Source organism: Citrobacter sp. ANG330 (assembly GCF_047467925.1).
GTDB lineage: Bacteria > Pseudomonadota > Gammaproteobacteria > Enterobacterales > Enterobacteriaceae > Citrobacter_A > Citrobacter_A amalonaticus_G.
In genome coordinates this window covers 263874-290504 of sequence record NZ_JASJUI010000003.1, presented here as the reverse complement: position 1 = coordinate 290504, position 26631 = coordinate 263874, and the positions used below count along the sequence as shown (strand labels likewise).

The 26631-nt window shown below is 55.2% G+C and carries 25 protein-coding genes and 1 other RNA gene; 18 read left to right on the top strand and 8 right to left on the bottom strand.

What is annotated here, in order from left to right; all coding sequences use genetic code 11:
- Nucleotides 1-112: 112 nt before the first annotated feature.
- The 3 genes from QNN88_RS09675 to QNN88_RS09665 all read left to right on the top strand — a co-directional run bounded on the left by QNN88_RS09675 (nt 113) and on the right by QNN88_RS09665 (nt 2247).
- Nucleotides 113-274: a DUF1328 domain-containing protein gene (locus QNN88_RS09675; protein ID WP_000490275.1), complete on the top strand. Its 162-nt coding sequence runs from the start codon at nt 113-115 to the stop codon at nt 272-274.
- Between the two features lie 120 nt (nt 275-394).
- Nucleotides 395-1468, top strand: coding sequence for a patatin-like phospholipase family protein (locus QNN88_RS09670; RefSeq protein WP_414240026.1), 1074 nt, complete (start codon nt 395-397; stop codon nt 1466-1468).
- On the top strand, nt 1465-2247 hold the full coding sequence (locus tag QNN88_RS09665; RefSeq protein WP_414240025.1) for a metal-dependent hydrolase: 783 nt from the start codon (nt 1465-1467) through the stop codon (nt 2245-2247). Before QNN88_RS09670 ends, QNN88_RS09665 begins: the two co-directional genes overlap by 4 nt.
- Here QNN88_RS09665 and QNN88_RS09660 read toward each other — a convergent pair.
- Complete coding sequence (locus QNN88_RS09660) at nt 2244-3107, bottom strand: YjjW family glycine radical enzyme activase (protein ID WP_414240024.1); 864 nt, start codon at nt 3105-3107, stop codon at nt 2244-2246. The two genes, QNN88_RS09665 and QNN88_RS09660, sit on opposite strands and share 4 nt — an antisense overlap.
- Nucleotides 3082-4629: a YjjI family glycine radical enzyme gene (locus tag QNN88_RS09655; RefSeq protein WP_414240023.1), complete on the bottom strand. Its 1548-nt coding sequence runs from the start codon at nt 4627-4629 to the stop codon at nt 3082-3084. Before QNN88_RS09655 ends, QNN88_RS09660 begins: the two co-directional genes overlap by 26 nt.
- Before the next feature lie 261 nt (nt 4630-4890).
- Between QNN88_RS09655 and deoC the strand changes: the two genes are divergently transcribed.
- The 4 genes from deoC to deoD all read left to right on the top strand — a co-directional run bounded on the left by deoC (nt 4891) and on the right by deoD (nt 9226).
- Nucleotides 4891-5670, top strand: a complete 780-nt coding sequence (gene deoC, locus QNN88_RS09650) for a deoxyribose-phosphate aldolase (protein ID WP_044253966.1) — start codon at nt 4891-4893, stop codon at nt 5668-5670.
- Nucleotides 5671-5799: 129 nt separating this feature from the next.
- Entirely contained in the window at nt 5800-7122 is a 1323-nt protein-coding gene (gene deoA / locus QNN88_RS09645) for a thymidine phosphorylase (protein WP_414240231.1), read from the top strand.
- Between the two features lie 51 nt (nt 7123-7173).
- Nucleotides 7174-8397: a phosphopentomutase gene (gene deoB, locus QNN88_RS09640; RefSeq protein WP_414240022.1), complete on the top strand. Its 1224-nt coding sequence runs from the start codon at nt 7174-7176 to the stop codon at nt 8395-8397.
- A gap of 109 nt (nt 8398-8506) precedes the next feature.
- Nucleotides 8507-9226, top strand: a complete 720-nt coding sequence (deoD, locus tag QNN88_RS09635; protein WP_042999343.1) for a purine-nucleoside phosphorylase — start codon at nt 8507-8509, stop codon at nt 9224-9226.
- An 84-nt stretch (nt 9227-9310) separates the two neighbouring features.
- On the opposite strand, the gene lplA is transcribed toward deoD, so the two are convergent.
- Together lplA and QNN88_RS09625 are read right to left on the bottom strand one after the other, a co-directional pair.
- The gene (gene lplA, locus QNN88_RS09630) at nt 9311-10327 is read right to left on the bottom strand and encodes a lipoate--protein ligase LplA (RefSeq protein ID WP_414240021.1); all 1017 of its coding nucleotides are present in this window, start codon (nt 10325-10327) and stop codon (nt 9311-9313) included.
- 25 nt (nt 10328-10352) lie between these two features.
- On the bottom strand, nt 10353-10997 hold the full coding sequence (locus QNN88_RS09625; protein WP_414240020.1) for a YtjB family periplasmic protein: 645 nt from the start codon (nt 10995-10997) through the stop codon (nt 10353-10355).
- Nucleotides 10998-11114: 117 nt separating this feature from the next.
- Here QNN88_RS09625 and serB point away from each other — a divergent pair, with 117 nt between their 5' ends.
- From serB to QNN88_RS09605, 4 genes are all read left to right on the top strand, one after another.
- Complete coding sequence (serB, locus tag QNN88_RS09620) at nt 11115-12083, top strand: phosphoserine phosphatase (RefSeq protein ID WP_414240019.1); 969 nt, start codon at nt 11115-11117, stop codon at nt 12081-12083.
- A gap of 91 nt (nt 12084-12174) precedes the next feature.
- On the top strand, nt 12175-13557 hold the full coding sequence (gene radA, locus QNN88_RS09615; protein ID WP_042999346.1) for a DNA repair protein RadA: 1383 nt from the start codon (nt 12175-12177) through the stop codon (nt 13555-13557).
- A 21-nt stretch (nt 13558-13578) separates the two neighbouring features.
- Complete coding sequence (nadR, locus tag QNN88_RS09610) at nt 13579-14811, top strand: multifunctional transcriptional regulator/nicotinamide-nucleotide adenylyltransferase/ribosylnicotinamide kinase NadR (RefSeq protein ID WP_414240018.1); 1233 nt, start codon at nt 13579-13581, stop codon at nt 14809-14811.
- Nucleotides 14812-14833: 22 nt separating this feature from the next.
- Nucleotides 14834-15733, top strand: a complete 900-nt coding sequence (locus QNN88_RS09605) for a LysR family transcriptional regulator (protein ID WP_414240017.1) — start codon at nt 14834-14836, stop codon at nt 15731-15733.
- A 4-nt stretch (nt 15734-15737) separates the two neighbouring features.
- Here the strand turns inward: QNN88_RS09605 and argP are convergent, their stop codons facing one another.
- The gene (gene argP, locus QNN88_RS09600) at nt 15738-16631 is read right to left on the bottom strand and encodes a DNA-binding transcriptional regulator ArgP (protein ID WP_414240016.1); all 894 of its coding nucleotides are present in this window, start codon (nt 16629-16631) and stop codon (nt 15738-15740) included.
- Between the two features lie 159 nt (nt 16632-16790).
- Between argP and rpiA the strand changes: the two genes are divergently transcribed.
- Nucleotides 16791-17450, top strand: coding sequence for a ribose-5-phosphate isomerase RpiA (gene rpiA, locus QNN88_RS09595; protein ID WP_042322083.1), 660 nt, complete (start codon nt 16791-16793; stop codon nt 17448-17450).
- A gap of 265 nt (nt 17451-17715) precedes the next feature.
- Nucleotides 17716-18948: a phosphoglycerate dehydrogenase gene (gene serA / locus QNN88_RS09590; RefSeq protein ID WP_414240015.1), complete on the top strand. Its 1233-nt coding sequence runs from the start codon at nt 17716-17718 to the stop codon at nt 18946-18948.
- A 395-nt stretch (nt 18949-19343) separates the two neighbouring features.
- On the opposite strand, the gene QNN88_RS09585 is transcribed toward serA, so the two are convergent.
- The 3 genes from QNN88_RS09585 to zapA all read right to left on the bottom strand — a co-directional run bounded on the left by QNN88_RS09585 (nt 19344) and on the right by zapA (nt 20515).
- Entirely contained in the window at nt 19344-19940 is a 597-nt protein-coding gene (locus tag QNN88_RS09585; protein WP_414240014.1) for a 5-formyltetrahydrofolate cyclo-ligase, read from the bottom strand.
- Between the two features lie 20 nt (nt 19941-19960).
- A non-coding RNA gene (ssrS, locus tag QNN88_RS09580) (6S RNA) lies at nt 19961-20144 on the bottom strand.
- Nucleotides 20145-20185: 41 nt separating this feature from the next.
- Entirely contained in the window at nt 20186-20515 is a 330-nt protein-coding gene (gene zapA / locus QNN88_RS09575) for a cell division protein ZapA (protein ID WP_222167689.1), read from the bottom strand.
- 166 nt (nt 20516-20681) lie between these two features.
- On the opposite strand from zapA, the gene QNN88_RS09570 reads away from it, so the two are divergent.
- From QNN88_RS09570 to gcvT, 5 genes are all read left to right on the top strand, one after another.
- Entirely contained in the window at nt 20682-21260 is a 579-nt protein-coding gene (locus QNN88_RS09570) for a YecA family protein (RefSeq protein ID WP_414240013.1), read from the top strand.
- A 28-nt stretch (nt 21261-21288) separates the two neighbouring features.
- Entirely contained in the window at nt 21289-22605 is a 1317-nt protein-coding gene (gene pepP, locus QNN88_RS09565) for a Xaa-Pro aminopeptidase (RefSeq protein ID WP_414240012.1), read from the top strand.
- The gene (ubiH, locus tag QNN88_RS09560) at nt 22602-23780 is read left to right on the top strand and encodes a 2-octaprenyl-6-methoxyphenyl hydroxylase (RefSeq protein WP_414240011.1); all 1179 of its coding nucleotides are present in this window, start codon (nt 22602-22604) and stop codon (nt 23778-23780) included. Before pepP ends, ubiH begins: the two co-directional genes overlap by 4 nt.
- A gap of 90 nt (nt 23781-23870) precedes the next feature.
- Complete coding sequence (gene ubiI, locus QNN88_RS09555; RefSeq protein WP_414240010.1) at nt 23871-25073, top strand: FAD-dependent 2-octaprenylphenol hydroxylase; 1203 nt, start codon at nt 23871-23873, stop codon at nt 25071-25073.
- 452 nt (nt 25074-25525) lie between these two features.
- Entirely contained in the window at nt 25526-26620 is a 1095-nt protein-coding gene (gcvT, locus tag QNN88_RS09550) for a glycine cleavage system aminomethyltransferase GcvT (protein ID WP_414240009.1), read from the top strand.
- Nucleotides 26621-26631: the final 11 nt, after the last annotated feature.

Genomic DNA, 26631 nt, shown 5'->3' with positions numbered 1-26631 from the left:
CCCCTGACATTTGTCGGGGGGCGTAATGTGCACCACACTAAAAATATCGCGAATGAGTAGCCTGAGCGCTCATAACAAGCGGTCGACATTAACTATGGTAAAGGAGAAGCTTATGTTTCGTTGGGGCATTATATTTCTGGTTATCGCGTTAATTGCCGCCGCACTGGGATTTGGTGGACTGGCTGGTACTGCTGCGGGCGCGGCGAAAATTGTCTTCGTCGTCGGGATCATTCTGTTCCTGGTCAGCCTGTTTATGGGCCGTAAACGACCCTAGCGTGTAATCTGTAACGCTATATCGCTACCAAGCCAGTCCATTGGACTGGCTTTTTCTGTTTTAGCCGTCGCGAATTTGCGTTACTTTGGCACATCACAGAATAAAAACAGGAAGGCAGAGGTGGGGCAGCGTATACCCGTTACGCTCGGCAATATTGCGCCGCTAGCATTAAGAACGTTCAAACCTGGTCGTCTGGCACTCGTCTGTGAAGGCGGTGGACAGCGAGGGATCTTTACGGCCGGTGTGCTGGATGAATTCATGCGTGCGCAGTTTAATCCCTTCGATCTCTACTACGGTACTTCTGCGGGCGCACAAAATCTCTCAGCCTATCTGTGCAACCAGCCAGGTTATGGGCGCAAAGTTATCATGCGCTATACCACCAAACGTGAATTCTTTGATCCGGTACGCTTTGTGCGCGGTGGGAATCTGATCGACCTCGACTGGCTGGTGGAAGCGACGGCCAGCCAGATGCCACTGCAAATGGACACCGCCGCCCACCTGTTCGAGACGGGTAAAAATTTCTACATGTGCGCCTGTCGGGGCGATGATTATACGCCGGGCTATTTCTCGCCGACGAAGCAAAACTGGCTTGATTTGATCCGGGCGACCAGCGCAATTCCTGGCTTTTATCGTAGCGGTGTGTCGCTGGAGGGGATTAATTACCTCGACGGCGGCATCAGTGATGCGATCCCGGTTCGTGAAGCCGTGAAGCAGGGGGCGAAAACGCTGGTGGTCATCCGTACTGTGCCTTCGCAAATGTACTACACCCCGCAGTGGTTTAAACGAATGGAGCGCTGGTTGAGTGAAAGTAGCCTGCAGTCGCTGGTCAATCTGGTTCAACACCATGAGACCAGCTATACGGAAATTCAGCGCTTTATTGAAAAACCGCCGGGCAAGCTAAGGATCTTTGAGATCTACCCGCCGAAGCCGCTGAAAAGTATGGCGCTGGGAAGCCGCATTCCAGCGCTGCGCGAAGACTATAAAATTGGCCGGCTGTGCGGGCGTTACTTCCTGGCGACCGTGGGAAAACTGCTGGCGGCGGAACCGCCGTTACTGCGACACCTGCCACAGATCGTCACCCCGACGCCGGTGGTGGTTCCTCCGGCACCGGTCGCCAACGATGTCCATGTGGCGGCGGTAAGTGATGCACCGCAGGCTAACGATACGACATTCAGTAATGAGGATCTGGCGTGAGTTTTCGCTTTATCGACACCCACTGTCACTTTGATTTTCCACCTTTTATCGGGGAGGAAGCAGACAGTCTGCAACAGGCAGGCGCGGCAGGCGTGGAGAAAATCGTGATTCCGGCAACGGAAGCGGCAAACTTTGCCCGCGTGCTGGCGTTGGCGGAACGCTTTTCGCCTCTCTATGCCGCGCTCGGTTTACATCCAATTGTGATTGAACAGCATACGGAAGATCATCTCGAACGGCTGCGACAGGCGCTGGAACAGCGTCCGGCAAAGGTGGTCGCTATTGGTGAAGTAGGCCTGGATCTGTATCGCGACGATCCGCAATTTGCTAAGCAGGAGCGGTTTCTGCAAGCGCAATTGACGCTGGCAAAACGGTTCGAGCTCCCGGTGATTCTCCATTCCCGGCGCACACACGACAAGCTGGCGATGCATCTTAAACGTCATGATTTGCCGCGTACCGGCGTGGTTCATGGATTTGCTGGCAGCCTGCAACAGGCCGAACGCTTTGTACAACTGGGATACAAAATCGGCGTCGGTGGCACGATCACCTACCCGCGCGCCCGCAAAACCCGCGATGTGATAGCGCAACTGCCGCTGGAGGCATTGCTGCTGGAGACAGACGCGCCGGATATGCCGCTCAATGGTTTTCAGGGGCAGCCAAACCGCCCGGAGCAGGCGGCAAGAGTGTTCGAAGCGTTATGCGAATTACGCCCGGAACCCGCGGAGCGGATTGCTGACGCGCTGTACCGGAATTCGACGACGCTGTTCAATCTGGGCGGCTAAAGGTATAACGCCGGGAAAATAAGACGATTCACACCGCGTTCTTGTAACGCATTGGCCAGTTGCGCCACATCCTCCGGCGTCGCGCCAGGCCAGCTTCTTGCTTCGCCGTAAGCGCCGTGGGCGTGAAAGGCGTTCAGTCGCACCGGAACATCGCCCAGTTGCCTGATGAACGTCGCCAGCGCATCAATGTGTTGCAGATAATCCACCTGCCCGGGGATCACCAGCAACCTCAGTTCCGTCAGTTTTCCCCGCTGTGACAGCAGCGTAATACTGCGTTTGATTTGCTCATTATCCCGTCCGGTGAGCGCTATATGGCACGTACTGTCCCAGGCTTTGAGATCAAGCATCACACCATCGCAAACCGGCAGCAACTTTTCCCAGCCGGTTTCGCTCAACAGGCCATTACTATCGACCAGGCAGGTGAGCGACTGAAGCTGCGCATCGGCCTTAATAGCCGTAAATAAGTCCACAATGAAAGGCAACTGCGTGGTGGCTTCGCCGCCGCTGACGGTGATTCCTTCAATAAACAGCGAGGCTTTGCGGAGCTGACGCAACACCTCTTCCACGCTCATTGTTTGCGACATCGGCGTTGCCTGCTGCGAGCACATCTGCAAACAGGTATCGCACTGCTCGCATACGTCAGCCTGCCAGATAACTTTCCCTGCACTGAAACTCAACGCCTGATGCGGGCACTGCGGGACGCATTCGCCACAGTGATTGCAGCGTCCCATCGTCCACGGGTTGTGGCAATTCTTACAGCGCAGATTGCACCCTTGCAGAAACAGGGCCAGACGACTGCCCGGCCCGTCCACGCAGGAGAAAGGAATAACCTGACTAACGAAAGCGCATCTGCTGTTCATGACTGACGACACGAGGTTGACGTTCCAGAATATGCGTATTTCGCGCGGCCTCTTCACCCAGCCAGGTGGTATTGGTTCGTGAGCCTTCAGCACGATATTTTTCCAGATCCGACAGGCGCACCATGTATCCCGTGACGCGGACCAGATCGTTACCGCTGACGTTAGCGGTAAACTCGCGCATTCCCGCTTTGAACGCGCCCAGACAGAGTTGCACCAGCGCCTGCGGGTTACGCTTGATGGTTTCATCGAGCGTCAGAATGTCACTGATTCCAGACTGATAATAGGCGTGATGGGGGGCGACGGCTTGCAGATGGGTGATCGGATCCGGTTCATCGCCATAGGGCAAACGTGCGCCTGGGGTGGTGCCGGTATCCGAACTGATTCCCGACTGGGCGTGTAGCATGGCGCGGTTTTTCCAGCCGTATTTCACTGGGGTGTTTTCAACAAAATCAGCCAACTGGGCGCTGATGCGATACCCCAGATCGTTTGCCGTCTCCTCTTTACCGTAGCGTGCATTCATTCCGGCCTTTTCACACAGCAGATTGACGGCTTCCGCCAGACCATACATACCGAACATTGGCACAAAACGCTGTGGATCGATCAGACCTTCCTGCACCAGGAAGCTATTCTCAAAGAAATGTGATTTCTCATAGAGGAACTCACATCGCGCATCGATGATGGCGATTTGCTGCTGGCAGTAGTACGGCAGGGTGCGGTTAAAGAAGTCATAGACAGAGGTGCTGCGCTCGGCAATAGCTTTCAGATTGAGGCGAACCAGCGTGCTGCCGCCGCCGGCGAGCGGCAGAGAGTTGTAACAACTGACGATGCCATAGCGACCTTTTGTGAAAATTTTATCATTTACAGGGCCGTTAGAAATATGCGGCTTGCTGCATTCACAAATGTTTTTCGCCACGTCCAGTAGCAGATCGTCGGGCGTGATTTCCGGGTCATAAATAAAGGTTAGGTTAGGCGCAACCTGCTTTAATTCTGCATCGGCACGTAAAATAGCCCGGGTGATGGGAGTATCGGCGGGGCCAATGTTGGCATGCATAAAAGCGTCAGGCAGCGTTCTGTCGAGATAACGCCAGAAACGTTTTATTCGAATATCGATCGCTTCTTGTGTTAGAATTTTCACATATGGTTGCAGCAGCGTATCCAGTTGCCCCAGGTAAACCGGCATCGATGTGACGGAAGGCACGTGATGGTACAGGATAGTCAACAGGGACAGCGCGTCATCCAGATCTTTTGCCCCTTCCAGTTCCAGCCAGGCTGAACCGTTAGCCAGAAAACGCGCGTAATCAGGAAGCACGTAGCGCGGTTTATACGGCGCGTGACCTTCGAACATATCGCAGATAACCCCGTCGTCCAGCGCCTGGCGCGCCCCGGCGGGTAGCGCAGGGTAAGGCAGGTTGTTTTCTGCTTCCAGCGCCAGAAAATGGCGTTTCTGCTCCGGACTGAGGAGTGAGCTGGTGACGATTTGCTGGCAACGTTGTTGCAGCGCGGTTTCATGGGGCGTAGGCATCGGGATTCCTTTATCGGCCGAAAATCATGATGCCATTGTAGAAAGATGCGCTGTTGGCACTTTGATCCTGATGCGCCTGAGTGGAGAAGAAATCGGCAGAAAAGGGCGATTATTTGAAGTTAATCTCATTACAGTAATGCAAATTTGTACGTAGTTTTCATTAACTGTGATGTATATCGAAGTGTAATGGTGAGTCGATGTTAGAATACTAACAGACTCGCAAGGTGAGAATTTAATACGGCGATGCCGTTGGAGAATGTTATGAGCGATTTAACTGCAAGCAGCCTGCGCGCACTGAAACTGATGGACCTGACCACCCTGAATGACGACGACACCAATGAAAAAGTGATCGCGCTGTGTCATCAGGCGAAAACCCCGGTTGGCAACACCGCAGCAGTCTGCATCTATCCTCGTTTTATCCCGATTGCGCGTAAAACGCTGAAAGAGCAGGGCACACCGGACATCCGTATTGCAACGGTGACCAACTTCCCGCACGGTAACGACGATATTGAGATCGCGCTGGCGGAAACCCGTGCGGCAATTGCCTACGGGGCGGACGAAGTGGACGTGGTCTTCCCGTACCGTGCGCTGATGGCCGGTAACGAACAGGTCGGTTTCGACCTGGTGAAAGCCTGTAAAGACGCGTGCGCGGCGGCAAACGTGCTGCTGAAAGTGATCATCGAAACCGGCGAACTGAAAGAAGAGCAGCTTATTCGTAAAGCTTCTGAAATCTCTATCAAAGCCGGGGCGGATTTCATTAAAACCTCAACCGGTAAAGTACCGGTGAACGCCACGCCGGAAAGCGCGCGCATCATGATGGAAGTGATTCGTGACATGGGCGTATCGAAAACCGTGGGCTTCAAACCGGCGGGCGGCGTGCGTACCGCCGAAGATGCTCAGCAGTTCCTCGCTATCGCTGACGAACTGTTCGGCGCGGACTGGGCGGATTCTCGTCATTACCGTTTTGGGGCATCCAGCCTGCTGGCAAGCCTGCTGAAGGCGCTGGGGCACGGCGACGGTAAGAGCGCAAGCAGCTACTAATGACTTTTGATTAACCTGTAGGCCGGATAAGGTTTTTGCCGCCATCCGGCATTTTTCCTGTAGCGCCGGATGGCGCGCAGCTTATCCGGCCTGCGACTGACCTTCTTCCTTTTCCCTCAGGGGGTTACCGTGTTTCTCGCACAAGAAATTATTCGTAAAAAACGTGATGGTCATGCGCTGAGCGATGAAGAAATTCGTTTCTTTATCAACGGAATTCGTGACAACACTGTCTCTGAAGGGCAAATCGCCGCCCTGGCGATGACCATTTTCTTCCACGATATGACGATGCCAGAACGCGTTTCGCTGACCATGGCAATGCGGGATTCAGGAACCGTACTGGACTGGAAAAGTCTGAATCTGAACGGCCCTATCGTCGATAAACACTCCACTGGCGGCGTGGGCGATGTGACGTCGCTGATGCTTGGCCCAATGGTCGCTGCCTGTGGCGGCTACATCCCGATGATCTCGGGACGCGGACTGGGGCATACCGGTGGTACGCTCGATAAGCTTGAAGCAATTCCGGGGTTCGATATCTTCCCGGACGACAACCGTTTCCGTGAAATCATTAAGGACGTGGGTGTGGCGATCATCGGGCAAACCAGCTCGCTCGCACCGGCGGACAAACGTTTTTATGCCACCCGCGACATCACCGCGACGGTGGATTCCATTCCGCTTATCACTGGCTCCATTCTGGCGAAAAAACTGGCGGAAGGGCTGGATGCGCTGGTTATGGACGTGAAAGTCGGCAGCGGCGCGTTTATGCCAACCTATGAGCTTTCTGAAGCGCTGGCGGAAGCCATTGTGGGCGTGGCGAACGGTGCTGGCGTACGCACCACCGCACTGTTGACTGATATGAATCAGGTGCTGGCGTCAAGCGCCGGTAACGCCGTGGAAGTGCGCGAAGCGGTGCAGTTCCTGACCGGCGAATACCGCAACCCACGTCTGTTCGACGTAACGATGGCGCTGTGTGTTGAAATGCTGATCTCCGGCAACCTGGCGAAAGACGACGCTGACGCGCGTGCAAAACTGCAGGCGGTACTGGATAACGGTAAAGCGGCTGAGGTCTTTGGACGTATGGTTGCCGCCCAGAAAGGTCCGACCGACTTTGTAGAGAACTACGCGAAATACCTGCCGACGGCAATGCTCAGTAAAGCGGTTTATGCTGATAGCGAAGGGTTCGTCAGCGCGATGGATACCCGTGCGCTGGGCATGGCGGTGGTGTCGATGGGCGGCGGTCGTCGCCAGGCGTCGGATACCATTGATTACAGCGTCGGCTTTACCGATATGGCGCGTCTTGGTGACAGCGTAGACGGCAAGCAGCCGCTGGCGGTAATCCACGCGAAAGATGAAGCCAGTTGGCAGGAGGCGGCGAAAGCTGTCAAAGCGGCAATTATCCTTGACGATAAAGCGCCTGAAAGCACACCAACGGTCTATCGTCGAATCACCGAATAGCTATATACTGATCTGATCGCTTTTTTGCAGCGCAGATGAATGGAGAACAAGATGAAACGTGCATTTATTATGGTGCTGGACTCCTTTGGTATTGGTGCAACGGAAGACGCAGATCGCTTTGGCGACGTCGGTTCCGACACCATGGGGCACATCGCTGAAGCCTGTGCCAAAGGCGAAGCTGACAATGGTCGTAAAGGCCCACTGAATCTGCCAAACCTCACCCGTCTGGGGCTGGTGAAAGCGCACGAAGGCTCCACCGGCAAAATCGCAGCCGGTATGGACGCTAACGCACAAGTGATTGGCGCCTGGGCCTGGGCGCATGAGCTCTCTTCCGGTAAAGATACGCCGTCGGGTCACTGGGAAATCGCCGGTGTGCCGGTTCTGTTCGACTGGGGCTATTTCAGCGACCACGAAAACAGCTTCCCGCAGGAACTGCTGGATAAGCTGGTGAAACGCGCAAACCTGCCGGGTTACCTCGGTAACTGCCACTCTTCCGGTACGGTGATTCTGGATCAGTTGGGTGAAGAGCACATGAAAACCGGTAAACCGATTTTCTATACCTCCGCTGACTCCGTATTCCAGATTGCCTGCCACGAAGAGACGTTTGGTCTGGATAAACTCTACGAGCTGTGCGAGATCGCCCGTGAAGAGCTGACCGAAGGGGGTTACAACATCGGCCGCGTTATCGCGCGTCCGTTTATTGGCGATAAAGCGGGTAACTTCCAGCGTACCGGCAACCGTCACGATCTGGCTGTTGAACCGCCAGCGCCGACCGTGTTGCAGAAACTGGTCGATGAGAAGGGCGGCCATGTGGTGTCCGTGGGTAAAATCGCGGACATCTACGCCAACTGCGGCATCACCAAAAAAGTGAAAGCCACGGGGCTGGACGCGCTGTTTGACGCCACCATTAAAGAGATGAAAGAAGCCGGCGATAAGACGATTGTCTTCACCAACTTCGTGGATTTCGACTCTTCATGGGGGCACCGTCGTGATATCGCCGGTTATGCGGCTGGTCTGGAACTGTTCGACCGCCGTCTGCCGGAGCTGATGGAACTGGTGGGCGAGGATGACATTCTGATCCTGACCGCTGACCACGGCTGCGACCCGAGCTGGACCGGTACGGATCACACCCGTGAACACATTCCGGTGCTGGTGTACGGGCCTAAAGTGAAACCAGGATCGTTAGGCCACCGCGAAACCTTTGCGGATATTGGTCAGACTCTCGCGTCGTATTTTGGCACGTCGCCGATGGAATACGGTAAAAACATGCTGTAATGCAATTGCCGGATGACGCTACCCTTATCCGGCCTACGACACACCGTTTGTAGGCCGGGTAAAGCACCGCCGCCACCCGGCAAAAACAACAATGCAAAAGGAACTGAAGATGGCAACTCCTCACATTAATGCAGAAATGGGTGATTTCGCTGACGTCGTATTGATGCCGGGCGACCCGCTGCGTGCAAAGCACATTGCTGAAACTTTTCTTGAAGATGTGCGCGAAGTAAACAACGTTCGCGGCATGTTGGGTTTCACCGGGACTTACAAAGGCCGTAAGATCTCCGTGATGGGTCACGGTATGGGGATCCCGTCCTGCTCCATCTACACCAAAGAGCTGATCACCGATTTCGGCGTGAAAAAAATCATTCGCGTCGGCTCCTGTGGTGCTGTGCGTCCGGACGTAAAACTGCGTGACGTGGTAATTGGTATGGGCGCCTGCACCGATTCCAAAGTGAACCGCATTCGTTTCAAAGACCATGATTTCGCTGCGATTGCAGATTTCGGCATGGTACGTGACGCGGTTGACGCGGCGAAAGCGCTGGGCGTGGACGCGCGCGTTGGCAACCTGTTCTCTGCGGATCTGTTCTACTCTCCGGACGGCGAAATGTTCGACGTGATGGAAAAGTACGGCATCCTGGGCGTAGAAATGGAAGCGGCGGGTATTTACGGTGTGGCAGCAGAGTTTGGGGCGAAAGCGCTGACCATCTGCACCGTGTCTGACCACATCCGTACTCACGAGCAGACGACGGCTGCTGAGCGTCAAACCACGTTCAACGACATGATCAAAATCGCGCTGGAATCCGTTCTGCTGGGCGATAAAGCGTAAGACCTGGTGTGCCGGGGAGCGGCTTAGCCTGACCCGGCCTACGGTTTTACAGGCCCGCTGAGCGTAGCGTCAGCGGGCTTTTTATCAGCGCACCGCCTGCGCAATCCACGCCGATAATTCCCGCAACTCTTTCTCCTGCTCCGGAAAATCCCTTATCAAAGATTCGCACTCCTGCTGTACGACGACGGCACGATAAAGGCAGCCCTGAAGACGTACGGCCAGTGCTTCTAACGGTGCCGGATTAAGGCTGTCGGTAAAGACCTGCGCACGGGTGATATGCCCTTTCTCAACATCAAAGTGCAGTTCGACGCCCCCCCAGGTAAAACGTTCATCCAGCAGATGCGAGAAGGCCGGCGCCTGGCCGAAATTCCACTCCCAACTGCTCTGACGGGCGAAGGTTTCGGCGAAGTTTGGCAGATCGGGGGTGTTGTCAGGGGAGATCACCTCCGCGTCAACGCGTTCGCCATAGTGGGCAAAAAAGGCCTCGGTCACCGCCGCACACACCTGGTCATGGGTGATGCCCGGCAACAGTTCGGTGAGATTCGCCACGCGCGAGCGTACGGAGGTAATGCCTTTGGCTGCCAGCTTCTTTTTATCCGGATTCAGGTAGTTTGCCAGTCGGCTGAGATCGGCGTTCAGCAGCAATGTGCCGTGATGAAAACCGCGATCTTTGGTTTCGCGATAGGCAGAGCCGGAGACCTTCCTGTCGCCGTCTGGCGTTTTCACCACCAGATCGTTGCGCCCGGAAGCGTCTGCCGTCACACCCAGCGCATTGAGCGCATTCAGGACAATGGAGGTTGAAATCGTCTTATCGTATTCCGGCTTCCCGGCCATAAAGGTGAAACAGGTATTGCCGAGATCGTGGAACACCGCGCCGCCTCCGCTGCTGCGACGCGCCAGGCGCACGTTGTCCTCTTCCATTCGCCGGGTATTACACTCTTTCCACGGGTTTTGCGCACGCCCAATAACGACCGTATCGGCATTGCGCCATAAAAACAGAACGCGCTGGGTGGCGGGCATCTGACGGAAAATACACTCTTCGACCGCCAGGTTAAACCAGGGGTCATAAGAGTCAGAAATAAGCAGGCGAAGCGTCGACATGTCAGTTTTCCTTTCCTGTAATGAGTTACTCTTTTTTCTCGCTCTCTTCCTCTTCTGGCACCGACTTGTTGGCGGTGAGCAGGAAGGGCGATTGTTGCCAGCGGGTACGTTTACCCTGCAGCAGGGTGCGGGTCAGCACCACGCCAATGGCCAGTGAGAGCAGCAGCATCAGGCGTAAAATGTTGGTGGTGTTGTCCACCTGTTTCGCTTCGGTGGCTAAAGTATGCGTATCCAGCGTCAGGCGCAGATAGCCCAGCGGACCATTTTTCCCCTGAATGGGTTCGACAATCTGCTGGTTGAAATAGCCGCCCGCTTTTTTACCGTCCAGCGCCAGACGGTCGCGGACATTTACACTTTCGCCTGCGCGGGCAATCATGTCGCCCTGCTCATCATAGACACCGGCGTCAAGAATACGGCTTTCCTTCGTTAACGCCTGCAAAATGGTTTTGATGCGTTTTTCGTCAGGTGTTTCGGTACGCATCAGCGGCGCGATGTTCAGCGTGACCTGATGCGCCAGCGTGCGAGCCAGCTCTTCAAGCTGCGGATTACGCTGTCGCTGGTGGTTTTGACTGAACCAGGAGGCGCCCTGCATGAGCGCGACAAGCAGTGCGAGACAGAACAATACAATCACTGCACGATGAAGTCGGAATTTCAGTTTTGCGCGAGCCATATTCCACCTGCTGAAAATTTGAGGCTTAATGTTGCCAGAAGCGATGGTTACAGGGTAGCCTCATGCGTTATTTTCCCCGTGAACCTTCCCGGCCCGAACGATTTTACAGGAGCTTTAATGCCTAACATTACCTGGTGCGATTTGCCTGAAGATGTCTCTTTATGGCCAGGTTTGCCCCTCTCTTTAAGTGGTGACGAGGTGATGCCACTGGATTATCACGCAGGACGTAGCGGCTGGTTGCTGTATGGACGCGGGCTGGATAAACAACGCCTGACCCAGTATCAGAGTAAACTGGGGGCGGCGATGGTGATTGTCGCGGCCTGGTGTGTTGAAGACTATCAGGTGATTCGTCTCGCGGGTTCACTGACGCCACGCGCAACCAAGCTGGCGCATGATGCGCAACTGGACGTCGCGCCGCTGGGGAAAATTCCGCATCTGCGCACGCCCGGCCTGCTGGTGATGGATATGGATTCCACCGCCATTCAGATCGAATGCATTGATGAGATCGCCAAACTGGCCGGGACCGGCGACATGGTGGCGGAAGTGACCGAACGCGCAATGCGCGGCGAACTCGACTTCACCGCCAGCCTGCGCAGTCGTGTGGCGACGCTGAAAGGTGCGGATGCCAATATTCTGCATCAGGTGCGGGAAAGCCTGCCGCTGATGCCTGGCCTGACGCAACTGGTGCTGAAGCTGGAAACGCTGGGCTGGAAGGTGGCGATCGCCTCCGGCGGCTTTACCTTCTTTGCCGAGTATCTGCGTGAGAAACTGCGGCTAACGGCGGCAGTGGCGAACGAACTGGAGATCATGGACGGCAAGTTTACCGGCAACGTGATTGGCGATATCGTCGATGCACAGTATAAGGCCAAAACGCTGACCCGACTGGCGCAGGAGTATGAAATTCCTGTCGCGCAGACGGTGGCGATTGGCGATGGCGCCAACGATCTGCCGATGATCAAAACGGCGGGGCTGGGGATTGCGTACCATGCCAAACCGAAAGTGAATGAAAAGACGGAGATTACTATCCGTCACGCTGACCTGATGGGGGTGTTCTGCATTCTCTCAGGCAGCATGAACCAGAAATAATTGAGATACCGGCTGGTATTTTAAGGTGTAGGCCGGATAAGGCGCAGCCGCCATCCGGCACACAGGCGGTACAGAGATAACGAGGTAAACCGTGGCAAAAGCTCCAAAACGCGCCTTTGTGTGTAATGAATGCGGGGCGGATTATCCGCGCTGGCAGGGGCAATGCAGCGCCTGTCATGCGTGGAACACCATCACAGAGGTGCGCCTGGCTGCATCGCCGACGGTGGCGCGTAATGAGCGACTGAGTGGTTATGCCGGGAGCGCTGGCGTTGCAAAAGTTCAGAAGCTTTCGGATATCAGCCTGGAAGAGCTGCCGCGTTTTTCCACCGGTTTTAAAGAGTTTGACCGCGTGCTGGGCGGCGGCGTCGTTCCCGGCAGCGCGATTCTGATCGGCGGTAACCCCGGCGCGGGCAAATCTACGCTGTTGTTGCAGACGCTGTGCAAGCTCGCGGAGCAGATGAAAACCCTGTATGTCACCGGGGAAGAGTCCCTGCAACAGGTGGCGATGCGCGCCCATCGTCTTGGCCTGCCAACCAACAATCTCAACATGCTTTCGGAAACCAGCATTGAGCAGATTTGCCTGATCGCCGAAGAAGAGCAGCCGAAGCTGATGGTGATCGACTCCATTCAGGTGATGCACATGGCGGATATCCAGTCATCACCCGGCAGCGTGGCGCAGGTGCGTGAAACGGCGGCTTATCTGACACGCTTTGCCAAAACGCGCGGTGTGGCGATTGTGATGGTAGGTCACGTCACCAAAGACGGCTCGCTGGCCGGGCCCAAAGTACTTGAGCACTGCATCGACTGTTCGGTATTGCTGGATGGCGATGCTGACTCCCGTTTTCGCACCCTGCGCAGCCACAAAAACCGTTTTGGCGCAGTGAATGAACTGGGCGTCTTCGCGATGACCGAACAGGGGTTGCGCGAAGTGAGCAACCCTTCGGCAATCTTCCTGAGCCGTGGCGATGAGGTCACCTCCGGCAGTTCGGTGATGGTGGTCTGGGAAGGCACGCGTCCCTTGCTGGTGGAGATCCAGGCGCTGGTCGATCACTCGATGATGGCCAACCCGCGTCGCGTCGCGGTGGGGCTGGAGCAGAACCGTCTGGCGATTCTGTTGGCGGTGCTGCACCGTCACGGCGGTCTGCAAATGGCCGATCAGGACGTGTTCGTTAACGTGGTCGGCGGCGTGAAAGTTACGGAAACCAGCGCGGACCTGGCGCTGCTGCTGGCGATGGTTTCCAGTCTGCGCGACAGACCGCTGCCGCAGGACCTGGTGGTGTTTGGCGAGGTCGGGCTGGCAGGCGAGATTCGCCCGGTGCCGAGTGGTCAGGAGCGTATTTCCGAGGCCGCAAAACATGGTTTCCGTCGCGCGATTGTTCCGGCGGCCAACGTGCCGAAAAAAACGCCGGAAGGGATGCAGGTTTTTGGTGTGAAGAAGCTGGCGGATGCGTTAAACGTGTTTGACGACTTATAATGAGTGAAACGGAGGTTACCCATGTCGTCATTTGATTATCTGAAAACCGCGATCAAGCAAAAGGGCTGTACCCTGCAACAAGTGGCGGATGCCAGTGGAATGACCAAGGGCTATCTCAGTCAGCTCCTCAATGCCAAGATCAAAAGCCCCAGCGCGCAAAAGCTGGAGGCGTTGCACCGTTTTCTGGGGCTGGAGTTTCCCCGCCAGCAGAAAAATATCGGTGTGGTGTTCGGTAAATTTTATCCGTTGCACACCGGTCATATCTATCTGATTCAGCGCGCCTGTAGCCAGGTGGACGAGTTGCATATCATCATGGGCTATGACGATACGCGTGACCGCGCGCTGTTTGAAGACAGCGCCATGTCCCAGCAACCGACGGTTTCGGATCGCCTTCGCTGGCTGTTGCAGACGTTCAAGTACCAGAAAAATATCCGCATTCATGCCTTCAACGAAGAGGGGATGGAGCCGTATCCCCACGGCTGGGACGTCTGGAGCAAGGGCATAAAGACGTTCATGGCGGAGAAGGGGATTGCGCCAAACTGGATCTACACCTCTGAGGAAGCCGATGCGCCGCAGTACCTGGAACATTTGGGAATCGAAACGGTGCTCATCGACCCGAAACGGACCTTTATGAGCATCAGCGGCGCGCAAATCCGTGAAAACCCCTTCCGCTACTGGGAATATATTCCGACGGAAGTAAAACCGTTCTTCGTGCGCACCGTGGCGGTGCTGGGCGGCGAGTCGAGCGGAAAGTCGACGCTGGTCAATAAGCTGGCGAATATCTTCAATACCACCAGTGCGTGGGAATATGGTCGGGATTATGTCTTTTCTCATCTGGGTGGTGATGAGATGGCACTGCAGTATTCCGACTACGATAAAATCGCGCTCGGTCATGCGCAGTATATTGATTTTGCAGTGAAGTACGCCAATAAAGTGGCGTTTGTCGACACCGACTTTGTCACGACTCAGGCCTTTTGCAAAAAGTACGAAGGGCGAGAACATCCGTTTGTGCAGGCGTTGATCGATGAATACCGCTTTGACCTGGTGATCTTGCTGGAAAATAACACGCCGTGGGTGGCGGACGGTCTGCGCAGCCTTGGTAGCTCAGTGGATCGCAAAGAATTTCAGACGCTGCTGGTGGAGATGTTGCGCGAAAACAATATCGACTTCGTGCATGTTGAAGAGGCGGATTACGATGGCCGTTTCCTGCGCTGCGTTGAGCTGGTCAAAGAGATGATGGGTGAGCAGGGGTGATCCTCGCCCAGGGGTGAACGCGATGTTTAAGCATTTGCAGGATATGGCGCTGTTTGCCCTGGTTGCCGAACACGGCAGCTTTACCGTTGCCGCGCAAAAGGCGGGGTTGCCGAAGTCGAGCGTCAGCCAGCGCATCAGTCAGCTTGAGCAACATGTCGGTATTCGCCTTCTCAATCGTACCACCCGCAAACTTAACCTGACCTACGCCGGTGAACATTATCTGGTGCATTGTCGGGAAATACTCGCAGCCAGCGAACGCGCAGAATATGCGGTTCAGCGCCTGCGCGACAACCCCAGCGGACGTTTGCGCATCACGTCGCCGGCTGGCATTGGCGCGACGCTGTTAGCGCGCCTGAACACCCGCTTTCAGCAGCATTATCCGGATGTCTCGCTGGATGTCAGTATCTGCGACCAGGTGCTGGATCTGGTGGAGAGCAGTTTTGACGTCGCGTTGCGCACCGGCAAGCCGCAGGACTCGTCATTGATTGGACGCATGATCGGTCATTGCCCGCGCTACCTGCTGGCATCTCCGGATTATCTGTCACGTTTTGCGCCGCTGAACCATCCTCGTCAACTGGTCGAACACCATTGCATCGCGCATAAAGCCTGGGCTGAGTGGTTATTTCATCGCGGTGATGAAGACTATCAGTACATGCCCGAGCGCGTACATCTGACGGATAATCTGGTCTATGCCCGCGAAAGCGCCATCGCTGGCGCTGGCGTCACGCTGCTGCCGGCGTTCATGCTGGAAGATAAAATTGAAAAGGGCGATCTGATCCCGGTGCTGGCGGAATGGACGGTGGCAGGCAACGATCTGTGGCTGGTGTATCCCAGCCGTAAGCTGAATTCCCCCGCGCTCATGAGCTACATCGAATTTGCCTTGCAGTTTGATGAGCTCAGGCATTTTTATGCAGGGGCGTAAACGGTCAGTCCTGGCGCAGCACCTTGTGACCGTAGGCTAACAGCGCGTCGGTCACGTTGCGCATCATGCGGCTTTCTGGCGCAAACCGATGCCAGTAGAGCATCCGACGCTGAAACAGGCCTGGCGTCAGGTCGATTAACTCACCGCTATCCAGTTCTTTTTCAATCTGCAGGTGTGGGATCATGCAACAGGTGGTGCCCTGACGCGCCAGTTGCACAAAGGCTTCTGACGAATTAACGATGTGACACGGAACGCTGCCCGGCGGCAGATCAAAGTTCTGTTGCAGGAAGGCCTGGTGCATATCGTCCAGGTGATCAAACGCCACCGCAGGGGCTTTCAGCAACGCGGAGCGGGTAACGCCGTTCGGGAAATAACGGTCGGCAAACGCTTTCGAACCGACAAACAGATAATCGAGCGCGCCAAGTTTATCCACCAGGCAGCTGGGTAGCGCCTGATGCTGAATACTCACCGCCCCGACCACTTCGCCACGACGCAACCGTTCCTGGGTACGGGTTTCATCTTCCACCTGCAAATTGAGACGAATAGGGGAGTCGGCCAGTACCGGCGCGAGTGCGGGCAGCAGCCAGGTCGCCAGGCTGTCGGCGTTGACCGCCAACGACAGCAACAGCGGCGTAGAGCCCGTTTGTTCATCGCCCAGCCACTCCTCTTCCAGCAGCTCAACCTGACGAAGCAGCGCCAGCAGCTTTTGCCCCTGCTCCGTCGGACGCGGCGGAACGGTGCGGACCAGTAGCGGTTGTCCGAACATATTCTCAAGCTGCTTAATGCGTTGCGAAACGGCAGATTGGGTGATGCACAGCTTCTGCGCCGCGCGTTCAAACCCGCGTTCACGTATAACCGCATCCAGTGCCTGTAGTGTTCTGTAGTCCGGACGTTTCATTGCTCTGGCGTACTCCTGAAATTTTTGCGTGTTCTGCACTATGACATAAATTTGCATTGGGTAAAGACGAAATCCGCGGCCTGCGAGCGCGGCGGGAAGATTTTTCCGCGCAATGGTCTATAATGCGCCTGAAATTTTCTCTACACAGGCGAGACGATCATGACGCAGGATGAACTGAAAAAAGCAGTAGGATGGGCGGCGCTTCAGTATGTACAACCGGGCACCATTGTGGGCGTGGGAACCGGCTCAACCGCCGCGCACTTTATTGACGCACTGGGCACCATGAAAGGTCAGATTGAAGGGGCAGTTTCCAGCTCAGACGCCTCTACCGAAAAACTCAAAAGCCTCGGTATCCCTGTGTTTGACCTCAACGAAGTGGATAGCCTCGGCGTTTACGTTGATGGCGCGGATGAAATTAACGGCCACATGCAGATGATTAAAGGCGGCGGCGCGGCGCTGACCCGTGAAAAAATCATCGCTTCCGTTGCGAAGAAATTCATCTGCATCGCCGATGCGTCCAAAGAAGTGGATATCCTGGGTAACTTCCCTCTGCCGGTAGAAGTGATCCCAATGGCGCGCAGCGCGGTTGCCCGCCAGTTAGTCAAACTGGGCGGTCGTCCGGAATACCGTCAGGGCGTGGTCACCGACAATGGCAACGTGATCCTCGATGTGCACGGTATGGAGATCCTCGACCCGGTGGCGATGGAAAATGCTATCAATGCGATTCCTGGCGTGGTGACTGTCGGCCTGTTTGCCAACCGTGGCGCGGACGTGGCGCTAATCGGTACCGCGGATGGTGTTAAAACCATCGTCAAATGATCTGACCAGGGGATCGTTTCCCCTGTTAAAATTTTTTTGCAGGGCAAATTTGGTGACATGTATCACGTTTTGATTATTGCCCTGCCGATCTCTCCAAAGAAAAACTTATCCCCAGCATTTTCCTCTGGCATTTCTCCCTGAATGCGGTTTCGTCAACACGTCGACGCAAACGTTCATATTGCCGCAATAATTTTTTTTGATATGTTGAAAGGCGGATGCAAATCCACACACACAACATCAGATTGCATAAAAACAGGGTCGGGAAATGGCAAAGGTATCGCTGGAGAAAGACAAGATTAAGTTTCTGCTGGTTGAAGGCGTGCATCAAAAGGCGCTGGATAGCCTTCGTGCGGCAGGTTATACCAACATCGAATTTCACAAAGGGGCGCTGGATGCTGAACAGCTGAAAGAGTCCATCCGTGATGCCCATTTTATTGGCCTGCGATCCCGTACCAATCTGACAGAAGACGTCATCAACGCGGCGGAAAAACTGGTGGCGATTGGGTGTTTCTGCATCGGCACCAACCAGGTTGATTTGACGGCGGCGGCAAAACGCGGGATTCCGGTGTTTAACGCGCCGTTCTCAAATACCCGTTCCGTGGCGGAACTGGTGATTGGTGAACTGCTACTGCTGCTGCGCGGTGTACCGGAAGCAAACGCCAAAGCGCACCGCGGCGTATGGAATAAACTGGCCGCCGGTTCGTTTGAAGCGCGTGGTAAACGACTCGGTATCATTGGCTATGGTCATATCGGGACCCAGTTGGGTATTCTCGCGGAATCACTGGGGATGCACGTTTACTTCTACGATATTGAAAACAAACTGCCGCTGGGTAACGCCACTCAGGTTCAGCATCTTTCCGAACTGCTCAACATGAGCGACGTAATCAGCCTGCATGTGCCGGAAAACGCCTCCACGAAAAACATGATGGGCGCCAAAGAGATTGCGCTAATGAAGCCGGGGTCGTTGCTGATCAACGCCGCACGCGGCACCGTGGTAGATATTCCGGCGCTGTGCGATGCGCTGGCGACCAAACACCTGGCAGGGGCGGCAATCGACGTGTTCCCGACCGAGCCGGCAACCAACAGCGATCCGTTCACTTCGCCGCTGTGCGACTTTGATAACGTGATCCTGACGCCGCATATCGGCGGTTCCACTCAGGAAGCGCAAGAAAACATCGGTCTGGAAGTGGCGGGTAAACTGACGAAGTATTCCGATAACGGTTCTACGCTTTCCGCGGTTAACTTTCCGGAAGTGTCGCTGCCGCTGCACGGTGGACGTCGCCTGATGCATATCCACGAAAACCGTCCAGGCGTACTGACCGCACTGAACCAGATTTTTGCTGAGCAGGGCGTGAACATTGCGGCGCAGTATCTCCAGACTTCAGCACAAATGGGTTATGTCGTTATCGATATTGAAGCCGATGAAGATGTCGCCGAGAAAGCGCTGTTGGCGATGAAGGCTATTCCAGGCACCATTCGCGCGCGCCTGCTGTACTGATTCTTACCGATGCGGGCAGGCTCTGAGTCTGCCCGTCATTTCTTCCTTTCTCCCTTCGTTTTCCCGACATCACCATCCCCTTTTGTAACGCATACATCCTGTTTTCGAGCCTTGCCGTAATTAATGATTAAAGGCTTCGCTACGCGTTGTACATCAACAAAAGGAATTTACGATAGAGGCGCAGCACAGCGCTGAAACGGGAAAGCCCCTACCGAAGCAGGGGCTCTAAAAAGGAAAGGGACGATGATGAGTTATGTCATCATGCTGCTTATCCTGTTAATCATCGCCTACCCAGCATATTAACAGCGAAAACGCAGGAGGGAGGTTCGCCTCCCTCACCCTTACCGAGGAAATTTAGGTCAAAAAAACGGCGGTGTCAATCAGCAAAGAAGCGCTTACCACTCCCACAATTTTGACGGCGTCACGACGGCCGGTAACGGAACATCCCATTCTTCTACCGGCAATTTCTCCACATGCTGACAGTCGTGGGCATACCCTACGGGCGTCAGGCCATGCTGTTGCCAGTTCTGGAGAGTGCGATCGTAGAATCCGCCGCCCATCCCTAAACGCTGACCGTACTCATCAAACGCCACCAACGGCGTGACCAGCACGTCCAGTTGCGAAAGCGGCAGGACATCGCGAACATCAAGTTTAGGCTCCCGGATCTTCAACCGATTGGTGATCAGTTCATTGTGCGGGTGATAATGCAGAAACAGCAAATTGCCGGGGCTAAACGGATGAAGTACCGGGAGATAAACGCGTTTCCCCGCATGCCAGAGTTGCTCGATCAGGGGTTGGGTATCAAGTTCGCCATCAAATGACAAAAACACGGCGACCGTGTGGGCCATCACTACGGGAGGGTACGCAAGCATGCGTGTTGCTGCCTGCTGGCCGAAGGTGATTTGCTGCGAAGTTGTGAGTTCACGACGGCGTTGCCTAATCATCTGGCGAATGGATTGTCGTGATAAAGGGAGTTCAGAAAGTAATGTCATGGCTGTCGCCAGGTAGAAGGAGAATCTCCGAGATGCCGCCGCAGGCTGTAACCCTTGAACCCTTGGTTCAAGGTGAATGCGTCGTCACAGTTTTAAGGCTTCTCGGACGGACCGAGCATGCTCACCAACCATGGATCGCCACATTCTTGTGGTATGAAATATCGGCTCAGGGGACTGGCCCGCTTGCAAACATCTCAGAGAAATTTTGTCTTCACGGTCACTCTACCATAGTAAACCGAAAAGTGTTATTCAAAGTTTTGGCTCGTTTTTTCGGTTATGCGACCCTGATCAAGCAGTGCCTGTTCAATGGTCTGTTGGAGCATCCGAATACGTTGTTCCATGCTCGCCGCGTAGTCGCGGGTCTTCGCTTTTTCCTGAGCCAGTTCGTAACTAATATTCAGTGCAGCAATGAATACCAGTTGCTCAGTATTTGTGACTCTAGTGCGAACTTTCAGATCTTGCAACCGCTGATTCAGATCGTCCGCAGCCTGATTCAACGCATCCCTTTGTTCAGGCGGGCAATTCACACGCAGTGAACGGCCAAATATTTGGATATCGACGGGTTGTGCAGACATGCCACCTTCCTGCTGATTGACTGCGCTGCCTTCGTCTCCAGACCCTGGGTCCGCGAAGGGGCGACACTATAGCTACCCTGATGTGAAGATACAAGCCCTATTCTGGTTCACCAGGGTCCAAAGTGGTAGCATACCATGAATATCCTCCCTTTGATGACGAATGCTTATGTCTATACAGAACGAAATGCCTGGTTACAGTGAAATGAACCAGTATTTGAACCAACAAGGGGCCGGATTAACCCCGGCGGAAATGCACGGTTTGATCAGCGGGATGATTTGCGGCGGCAATAACGACAGTTCCTGGCAGCCCCTGCTTCATGACCTGACGAACGAAGGGCTGGCTTTCGGTCATGAACTGGCTCAGGCACTGCGTAAAATGCACTCCGCGACCAGCGATGCGCTGGAAGATGACGGTTTTCTTTTTCAGCTTTATCTGCCGGAAGGCGATGACGTGAGCGTTTTCGATCGCGCGGATGCGCTGGCGGGATGGGTTAACCACTTCCTGCTTGGCCTCGGCGTATCGCAGCCAAAACTTGATAAAGTGACCGGCGAAACGGGCGAAGCCATCGACGATTTGCGTAACATTGCCCAGCTTGGCTATGACGAAGATGAAGATCAGGAAGAGCTGGAGATGTCGCTCGAAGAGATCATCGAGTATGTACGTGTCGCTGCGCTATTGTGTCACGATACCTTCACTCGTCAGCCGCCGACCGCACCAGAAGTGCGTAAACCGACCCTACACTAAAAAATAAAACGATCATGGAGGCCACGTCATGACACCGCAGGAATACCAACGTCGTCGCCAGGCACTGCTTGCGCAAATGCAGCCAGGCAGCGCCGCGCTGATTTTTGCCGCGCCGGAAGTGACACGCAGCGCGGACAGTGAATACCCCTATCGCCAGAGCAGCGATTTCTGGTATTTCACCGGTTTTAACGAGCCGGAGGCCGTACTGGTACTGATTAAAAGCGACGATACGCATAACCACAGCGTGGTGTTTAACCGCGTTCGCGATCTGACTGCGGAAATATGGTTTGGTCGTCGTCTGGGACAAGATGCCGCGCCGGAAAAACTGGCGGTGGATCGCGCGCTGGCCTTCAGTGAAATCAATCAACAGCTTTTTCAACTACTTAACGGTCTTGACGTGGTGTATCACGCCCAAGGCGAGTACGCGTATGCGGATGAGATTGTTTTCAACGCGCTGGAAAAACTGCGCAAAGGTTCGCGCCAGAACCTGAAGGCGCCAGCAACCCTGATTGACTGGCGTCCGATGGTGCATGAAATGCGCCTGTTTAAGTCACCGGAAGAGATTGCGGTGATGCGTCGCGCCGGAGAAATTACGGCACTCGCGCATACCCGGGCGATGGAAAAATGCCGTCCGGGGATGTTTGAGTATCATCTGGAAGGCGAAATTCACCACGAATTTACTCGCCACGGCGCGCGCTATCCGTCCTACAACACCATTGTGGGCAGCGGTGAAAACGGCTGTATTCTGCATTACACCGAAAATGAAAGTGAACTGCGCGACGGCGATTTGGTGCTGATTGATGCAGGCTGTGAATACAAAGGCTATGCGGGGGATATCACCCGAACGTTCCCGGTAAATGGCAAATTTACCCCGGCGCAGCGTGAAATCTATGACATCGTGCTGGAATCGCTGGAAACCAGCCTGAAACTTTATCGCCCGGGTACCTCGATTCAGGAAGTCACCGGTGAAGTCGTGCGTATTATGATTACCGGGCTGGTGAAGCTGGGGATTTTGCAAGGCGAAGTGGATGAACTGATCGCCGATAACGCGCATCGCCCATTCTTCATGCATGGTCTGAGCCACTGGCTGGGGCTGGATGTTCATGATGTCGGTGAATACGGACAGGATCGTTCCCGTATCCTCGAACCGGGAATGGTCATTACCGTTGAACCCGGATTGTATATAGCGCCAGATGCCGATGTGCCGGAGGCGTATCGGGGGATCGGGATCCGTATTGAAGATGACATTCTGATCACCGAAAACGGCAACGAAAACCTGACCGCTGGCGTGGTGAAAAAGGCGGATGAGATTGAAGCGTTAATGGCGGCGGCGAAAAAAGCATGAGCGTAATCATTGTTGGCGGTGGCATGGTGGGCGCGACGCTGGCGCTGGCCATTTCCCGGTTGAGTCAGGGAACACTGCCTGTTCATCTGATTGAAGCAACCGCACCTGAAGCGGACAGTCATCCCGGGTTTGATGCCCGGGCGATTGCGCTGGCGGCAGGGACCTGCCAACAACTGGCGCGCATTGGCGTATGGCAGGCAATTGCCGATTGTGCCACTGCGATTAATACCGTCCACGTCAGCGATCGGGGGCATGCAGGATTTGTGACGCTCGACGCTGAGGACTATCGCATTCCGGCGCTGGGGCAGGTCGTCGAACTGCATGACGTGGGGCTACGCCTGTTTGCTCTGTTGCGAAAAGCGCCTGGCGTCACGTTGCACTGCCCTGATCGGGTTGCCAGCGTGTCGCGCACCGAAGACCAGGTGGACGTCACGCTCGAGACGGGGGAAACGATTACCGGACGCGTGCTGGTTGCGGCGGACGGTACGCGTTCTGCGCTGGCCACCGCCTGTGGCGTTGACTGGCAGCAGGAGCCTTACGGGCAACTGGCGGCGATCGCCAATGTTTCAACCTCTGTTGCGCACAACGGCCGGGCTTTCGAGCGTTTTACGGCGCATGGGCCGCTGGCGATGCTGCCGATGTCGGAAGGTCGCTGTTCACTGGTGTGGTGTCATCCGCTGGAACAACGCGAGGAGATTCTGAGTTGGTCAGATGAACGATTCTGCCATGAACTCCAGACGGCGTTCGGTTGGCGGCTTGGACGCATCACGCAAGCGGGTAAACGCAGCGTATATCCGCTTTCGCTCACTACAGCAACGAAGGCGTTCACGCACCGTACCGTACTGGTGGGCAACGCGGCGCAAACGCTGCATCCTATTGCCGGGCAAGGTTTTAACCTTGGGCTGCGCGATGTTATGAGTCTCGCCGAAACGCTCACAGCAGCGCAGGCGACGGGCGGGGATGTCGGCGACTACGCCGTGCTCTCGCGCTATCAGCAGCGGCGTCAGGGGGATCGCCAGAGCACGGTCGGCGTCACGGACAGTCTGGTCCATTTGTTCGCCAACCGCTGGGGACCGCTGGTCGCCGGGCGCAACGTCGGACTGATGGCGATGGCGTTATTCCCGCCCGCCCGCAACGCGTTTGCGCAGCGGACGTTAGGTTGGGTGGCGCGGTAAACCGCTCTCCAGACCGGACAGGCGAAGCGCCATCCGGCATTTATACGAACATCACGCCTGATGGCGGTTTCCGATTTCCAGGAGTAAACAGTGCAAAGTGTTGATGTAGCAATCGTCGGTGGAGGCATGGTAGGCCTGGCAGTCGCGTGTGGACTGCAGGGCAGCGGTTTACGTGTCGCCGTGCTCGAACAGCGTGAACCTCAGCCGTTGGCAGCGGACGCAGAACCTGCGCTTCGCGTGTCGGCGATCAATGCCGCCAGTGAAAAACTGCTTACCCGCCTCGGCGTCTGGTCAGATATTGTGGCTCGTCGCGTCAGTTGTTATCACGGGATGGAAGTGTGGGATCAGGACAGCTTTGGCCGCATCGAATTTGATGACCAAAGTATGGGCTACAGCCATCTGGGCCATATCGTGGAGAACGCGGTTATTCATTACGCGCTGTGGCAAAAAGCGCAGCAATCCTCCGATATCACGCTGATGGCGCCCGCCGAATTGCAACAGGTGGCGTGGGGAGAAAACGACGCTTTCCTGACGCTGAAAGATGGCGCAATGCTTACGGCGCGTCTGGTGATTGGTGCCGATGGGGCAAACTCGTGGTTACGCAACAAAGCGGATATTCCGCTGACCTTCTGGGATTACCATCATCATGCGCTGGTGGCGACCATTCGCACTGAAGAAGCGCACGGTGCCGTTGCCCGTCAGGCGTTTCATGGTGAAGGTATTCTGGCCTTCCTGCCGCTCAGCGATCCGCATTTGTGTTCTATCGTCTGGTCACTCTCTCCGGAAGAGGCGGAGCGGATGCAGCAGGCAAGCGATGAGCAGTTTAATCAGGCGCTGAACATTGCGTTTGATAATCGTCTGGGACTGTGTCGGGTGGAGAGCGAACGCCAGGTGTTTCCGCTAACAGGCCGCTATGCGCGTCAGTTTGCCGCACATCGGCTGGCGCTGGTGGGCGACGCCGCGCATACCATCCATCCGCTGGCCGGACAGGGCGTAAACCTCGGCTTTATGGATGCAGCAGAACTGGTGGATGAACTCAAACGTCTGCATCGTCAGGGCAAAGATATCGGCCAGTACCTTTATTTGCGTCGCTATGAGCGTAGTCGTAAGCACAGCGCCGCGATGATGCTGGCGGGGATGCAGGGGTTCCGCGAGCTGTTTGCGGGGACAAATCCGGCGAAAAAACTGCTGCGTGATATAGGGCTGAAACTGGCTGATACTCTCCCGGGTGTAAAACCGCAACTTCTCCGTCAGGCAATGGGATTAAACGATCTGCCTGATTGGCTTCGCTAACCTTTCCCCCTCTTTTTAAAGAATTTGAAACCCGTCACATTTCCTTCTCCCGGCCTCTTCGCCGGGAGGCTTGCCTCATTTGAAATAAACTAATTTCACTCTTCTTTTCGCATTATATTTTCTAATGTCTTTGATTTTGCATAACCTCAGTTTTGACATTTTTTCAGCGTAATATTCGGTTGCCTGCGCCAGATATGTGAAAAAACTTATCATTTACCGTTGTGGTTCACCTTAAGTACGGGTTTTTATGCTGACGGTGTTTTTTCGATTTTTGGTCATAAGCTAATGTGATGGTTAATTCTGTCTTATGGTTTAGCAGGGGGTTCGGTGGTAAGTTCAGAGGCAAAGAGAACGTTTGCGTCGGGGCTCATCAGTGGCACCGATGCCGGGTTTCATGGCGATAATTTTTGCCATGAAAGGGTGGTCAGCCCCGCTTATTCAATGAGGACAAGATGGCTCAACAGACTCCTTTGTACGAACAACACACGCTATGCGGCGCGCGCATGGTCGATTTCCACGGCTGGATGATGCCGTTGCATTATGGTTCTCAGCTTGATGAACACCATGCCGTGCGCACCGATGCCGGGATGTTTGATGTGTCGCATATGACCATTGTTGATCTTCACGGCAGCCGCACCCGGGAGTTCTTGCGTTATCTGCTGGCGAACGACGTGGCTAAGCTGACCAAAACCGGTAAAGCGCTCTACTCCGGTATGCTCAACGCGTCGGGCGGCGTAATAGATGACCTGATTGTTTATTACTTTACCGAAGACTTCTTCCGCCTTGTTGTCAACTCCGCCACCCGTGAAAAAGACCTCTCCTGGATTACCCAACACGCTGAACCTTACGCCATCGACATTACGGTACGTGACGATCTGTCGCTGATTGCGGTGCAGGGGCCAAACGCGCAGGCGAAGGCGGCATCCCTGTTTACTGACGAGCAGCGCAAAGCCGTTGAAGGTATGAAGCCATTCTTCGGCGTGCAGGCGGGCGACCTGTTTATTGCCACGACCGGCTATACCGGTGAAGCAGGCTACGAAATTGCAATGCCGAATGAAAAGGCGGCGGATTTCTGGCGTGCGCTGGTGGAAGCGGGCGTGCAACCGTGTGGCCTGGGCGCGCGTGATACGCTGCGTCTGGAAGCGGGGATGAACCTGTATGGTCAGGAGATGGACGAGGGAATTTCTCCGCTGGCGGCCAACATGGGCTGGACTATTGCCTGGGAACCGGCCGATCGCGACTTTATCGGTCGTGAAGCACTGGAAGCACAGCGTGAAAAAGGCCACGAACAGTTGGTTGGTCTGGTCATGACCGAAAAAGGCGTGCTGCGCAACGAACTGCCGGTACGTTTCACCGATGCCCAGGGCAATCAGCAGGAAGGCGTCATCACCAGCGGGACATTCTCACCGACGCTGGGCTACAGCATCGCGCTGGCGCGCGTCCCTGAGGGAATTGGCGAAACGGCGATTGTGCAAATTCGTAACCGCGAAATGCCGGTAAAAGTAACTAAACCTGTTTTTGTGCGTAACGGCAAAGCCGTTGCGTGATTCATCCTTTT

What these genes read in the sequence shown, in the direction of transcription:
- QNN88_RS09675 (WP_000490275.1), top strand. Translation starts at nt 113, where the DNA reads ATGTTTCGTTGGGGCATTATATTTCTGGTTATCGCGTTAATTGCCGCC.
- QNN88_RS09660 (WP_414240024.1), bottom strand. Translation starts at nt 3,107, where the DNA reads ATGAACAGCAGATGCGCTTTCGTTAGTCAGGTTATTCCTTTCTCCTGC.
- QNN88_RS09655 (WP_414240023.1), bottom strand. Translation starts at nt 4,629, where the DNA reads ATGCCTACGCCCCATGAAACCGCGCTGCAACAACGTTGCCAGCAAATC.
- deoC (WP_044253966.1), top strand. Translation starts at nt 4,891, where the DNA reads ATGAGCGATTTAACTGCAAGCAGCCTGCGCGCACTGAAACTGATGGAC.
- deoB (WP_414240022.1), top strand. Translation starts at nt 7,174, where the DNA reads ATGAAACGTGCATTTATTATGGTGCTGGACTCCTTTGGTATTGGTGCA.
- deoD (WP_042999343.1), top strand. Translation starts at nt 8,507, where the DNA reads ATGGCAACTCCTCACATTAATGCAGAAATGGGTGATTTCGCTGACGTC.
- lplA (WP_414240021.1), bottom strand. Translation starts at nt 10,327, where the DNA reads ATGTCGACGCTTCGCCTGCTTATTTCTGACTCTTATGACCCCTGGTTT.
- QNN88_RS09625 (WP_414240020.1), bottom strand. Translation starts at nt 10,997, where the DNA reads ATGGCTCGCGCAAAACTGAAATTCCGACTTCATCGTGCAGTGATTGTA.
- serB (WP_414240019.1), top strand. Translation starts at nt 11,115, where the DNA reads ATGCCTAACATTACCTGGTGCGATTTGCCTGAAGATGTCTCTTTATGG.
- nadR (WP_414240018.1), top strand. Translation starts at nt 13,579, where the DNA reads ATGTCGTCATTTGATTATCTGAAAACCGCGATCAAGCAAAAGGGCTGT.
- QNN88_RS09605 (WP_414240017.1), top strand. Translation starts at nt 14,834, where the DNA reads ATGTTTAAGCATTTGCAGGATATGGCGCTGTTTGCCCTGGTTGCCGAA.
- argP (WP_414240016.1), bottom strand. Translation starts at nt 16,631, where the DNA reads ATGAAACGTCCGGACTACAGAACACTACAGGCACTGGATGCGGTTATA.
- rpiA (WP_042322083.1), top strand. Translation starts at nt 16,791, where the DNA reads ATGACGCAGGATGAACTGAAAAAAGCAGTAGGATGGGCGGCGCTTCAG.
- serA (WP_414240015.1), top strand. Translation starts at nt 17,716, where the DNA reads ATGGCAAAGGTATCGCTGGAGAAAGACAAGATTAAGTTTCTGCTGGTT.
- QNN88_RS09585 (WP_414240014.1), bottom strand. Translation starts at nt 19,940, where the DNA reads ATGACATTACTTTCTGAACTCCCTTTATCACGACAATCCATTCGCCAG.
- zapA (WP_222167689.1), bottom strand. Translation starts at nt 20,515, where the DNA reads ATGTCTGCACAACCCGTCGATATCCAAATATTTGGCCGTTCACTGCGT.
- QNN88_RS09570 (WP_414240013.1), top strand. Translation starts at nt 20,682, where the DNA reads ATGTCTATACAGAACGAAATGCCTGGTTACAGTGAAATGAACCAGTAT.
- pepP (WP_414240012.1), top strand. Translation starts at nt 21,289, where the DNA reads ATGACACCGCAGGAATACCAACGTCGTCGCCAGGCACTGCTTGCGCAA.
- ubiH (WP_414240011.1), top strand. Translation starts at nt 22,602, where the DNA reads ATGAGCGTAATCATTGTTGGCGGTGGCATGGTGGGCGCGACGCTGGCG.
- gcvT (WP_414240009.1), top strand. Translation starts at nt 25,526, where the DNA reads ATGGCTCAACAGACTCCTTTGTACGAACAACACACGCTATGCGGCGCG.